Annotated in this window: 3 protein-coding genes and 1 pseudogene; 2 read left to right on the forward strand and 2 right to left on the reverse strand. The window is 32.1% G+C overall.

Annotated features, from left to right (window positions below; all coding sequences use genetic code 11):
- Positions 1-408 (reverse strand): annotated as a pseudogene (locus tag N4A40_01880) (methyl-accepting chemotaxis protein).
- Positions 409-985: 577 nt separating this feature from the next.
- Positions 986-1,384 (reverse strand): hypothetical protein, encoded by a 399-nt coding sequence (locus tag N4A40_01885; protein ID MCT4660582.1) that lies wholly within the window; start codon positions 1,382-1,384, stop codon positions 986-988.
- 153 nt (positions 1,385-1,537) lie between these two features.
- Here N4A40_01885 and N4A40_01890 point away from each other — a divergent pair, with 153 nt between their 5' ends.
- Positions 1,538-2,287, forward strand: coding sequence for a hypothetical protein (locus tag N4A40_01890; protein ID MCT4660583.1), 750 nt, complete (start codon positions 1,538-1,540; stop codon positions 2,285-2,287).
- A 590-nt stretch (positions 2,288-2,877) separates the two neighbouring features.
- Positions 2,878-3,216 (forward strand): hypothetical protein, encoded by a 339-nt coding sequence (locus tag N4A40_01895; GenBank protein MCT4660584.1) that lies wholly within the window; start codon positions 2,878-2,880, stop codon positions 3,214-3,216.
- The last annotated feature ends 197 nt before the right edge of the window (positions 3,217-3,413 follow it).

Genomic DNA, 3,413 nt, shown 5'->3' on the forward strand with positions numbered 1-3,413 from the left:
ATTTGTAGCAATTAACTGAGAGTTTGAGGTACTTTGTTCAATAGAGTTTGTTACAGACTCTACACCAAAATTAATCTGTTCTATTGATTCTGCCATTTGGCTCGACAGTTCTATAAACCGTCCTAAAACATTTGACATGCTATTGGCATCTTCTGCGTACTGTCTACCAGTATCTGAAAAAAGCTGATAATCGACAGTTACCTTTTCATCAATAAAAGTCAAAATACCACTGGCATTATCTGATAAATTCGAAAAGGCATCTTGAACCTGCTGAATTAACACTCTAATACCCTTTACAGTCGTCTCAGATTCTTCTGCAAGTTTTCTTACTTCATCGGCAACAACAGCAAATTCCTTTCCTTGTTCCCCAACCCTAGCCGCTTCGATTGCAGCATTAAGTGCAAGTAAAAAGGGCAGAATCGGGATTTCCCGATTCCCCTTTTTAAATGAGACAGGAGCAATCATTGCCATTAACACCACACCCCGCAGTTCAGTTTAAATTAGTGTAGCTGAGTATAGTTACCCTTTTTATGTGGAGAGATAAGATGATAGAAAAAGAGTATCGTCCACTTGAAAAAGAAAAAAATAAAGTCAATTAAATCCTTTGAAGAAAAAGGCAGGAAAATCGCCTTTCTATTCAAAGGATTTTTTTATTGTCTGGTAAATTGGGCCAAAAATAGAAATTAGGTGTTTGAATATTTTGCAATAACTTAATGAAATTTCAGCGGAAAAATTTGATTTTGATTGCTATTTGGGCTGTTAAATTAGTTGACCTTAAAGTTAAAGTTATCTTCTGAAACGAATACAGTATTTCAAAATAAATTGTCGGTCAATTCAAAGTAGGAAGTTAAGAGAAAATCGATTTATTGATGTCGTTATTACCTTGACAAACGCAGTTAATAGAATGAGATTAGTTCATTTAAAAATGAAAATACTCCATAGAAAGATACTATGGAGTATTATAGTTGACATACGATTCGTTTAACTATTTAAAATAAGCTACTTTTCCATCGATACGAGTTGTGCTGCCTTGAAAAGATAGTATGTAAGCATAGTGCCCTCTTAGGATATTAGATTGATGCCATACATCATGTATTGTTTGGTTACTTCCAGCATGCCATGTTTTTTGGTCTATCATAGCTGTAATAGTGCCAGTAGAATCTACTTCAACTAAATAGACTGTTAAATCCTTTGAACCAGAAGATGGATTTACCCAGAGGTCTAAATAAGGTTGACCAGTAGAGTCGAATTCCCCTAGAAGATAGTTATGGTTATTTCTAACTATTTCGTTAAAAGAAATATTATTCCAACTTCCTGCGAAACTAGGTACAGCTAGAATGGTTAAAATCAAAACAAAAAGCGTAAAAATCTTAAATTTTTTCATTTTCTTTACCTCCATTAATATGGTACATCAACTAAACATATATTACCACAAAAACTATTATTAGTAAATAAATATAAAAAAAAGAAAAAATACAAAATAAATTAATGTATATTGAAAACTTACCGATACTTATTATGTGAGGGAGGGATTATAATGATAAATAAAGTACATAGTATACCTAATTTTGCCAGTAAAACAAGTTATACTGCAGTTCAGAATAAGGAAGCAGACACTTTTAAAGTGAGCATTAGTAATGCCTATAAAAGTGAGATTAGAGAAACGTCGATGAATAGTATTACTCTTAAAAGAGATGATCCGGAAGATGCTTTAAAAATTAAAGAGTTGTCACATAAGTATGGAATGATATTTGCTAATCCAAGCGATGTAACTGTTTATGATGTTGAAGCAATGACAGACAATACAGATATGCCTTACGAGATAAAAGAGGTTGTCGGGTATCATTCTGTAGGTGGCGGATATACGTTTAACTTTCTTGATGATACAGGTACGAGAGGACAAGTGGTGATTGCTGGTCATGGATCGAAGGATCTCTTTGCTTCTCCCTCGTTCGAAACAAAAGATGGTAGATTTCCAACTTTAGATGACGAGACATTTAAACAAAATATAATGAAGGCCATCACAATGCAAATAGAGACTCAAGATGCAAAAGAGAAATTGATGCCTGGAACAACAAGAGATTTAACTATTTCACTTGATTTTGATGAAAAGACTAAAAATGCGGACTTACAGGGATTATCAGATCTGTTGATTTGGGATTTAGAGCACTCGTATCAGTGTCGAAATCACACGATGGTAACACTGTCCGACATGGAAAAAGGATTATTAGATAGGCACGTAAAAAGATTGGCGTACAATTTGAAGGATATAGTGGATACCAAGTGATTTTATGCTGTTTGCAATTTTACAAAGTTTTGCATAACTAAAATTTTGTTTTTTAAATAAAGAAAGCTTCTATATCCAAAAGCAATCATTTTATTGACTTTGATTATGTTATTGATGCCTTTGATAATGGATATGTAATTGTATTATCAAAGAAATTGCGGTAATTCTTTATAGTTCGAACTGTCCTACTTATGTGTTCAGAAAGGTTTTATGTAGTGCGTGTATATGATAGTTGAAAAATTATTATTTATAGATAGGGGGAAGATCATATTAAAATAATTGAATTTAATATGATGAGTCTTAGAAAAAATATACCATTAAGTATTTGATTTATGGGATTCATTTTAAATTAGAATACTTATATATGAGGTTCCTGTTATAAATATAAGAATTTGTTATCTGTTTAACATTATTGTGAATATTTTATTATAACACGATGAATTTCGGTAACAACATGATGAATTTCTATATTTAATATTACATTATAGAGACCTATTAATATACTGATAATACAAAATAATAGGAAGGCATCAAATGAATGAAAAATTGAGGGGAAAACTACGCCAATTGGATTTTTTATACTTTCAATCATGCTTTTTATTGGCTATTCAACGACTACTTTAAATCATTCTTTCGGACTTGAGGCTTTAGACGATTCACCTCTTATAACAACCGGTGCTGCAACTGAAATTATCCTTATTACAGATATTTCGCACTCTAATCCCAGCGAAGTAACAATTACTACTGGCCCAGCTATAGTAATATCGGCTGATAAAAAGCCCCAAATTCAAGGTGACTTAAATAACGATGGAATTGTTTCCCTTCTAGATTTAGCCATCGCCAGCAAAAGAATAGATGATAACAGTAACTCAGATTCAATAGACCAATATAATGATTTAGAACTCATCATCAACCTAATCATTAAATAAATCATTGTTAAAAGTTTAGCCAAAAGGGGCTGCCTGAAAATAATAGTATTTTCAAGCAGCCCCTTTTTAATTTATTCTTCTAGTAAAAATCACTATTTTTTTAATAATTAAATAGTAAACTTATTTATAAGAAGTGTTAAATTCTCAGCCAGTTCGGCCTGTGTTTGTGTTACATGTGCAAATTCACTAATGGCCTG

Source organism: Tissierellales bacterium (genome assembly GCA_025210965.1).
Taxonomy (GTDB): domain Bacteria; phylum Bacillota; class Clostridia; order Tissierellales; family JAOAQY01; genus JAOAQY01.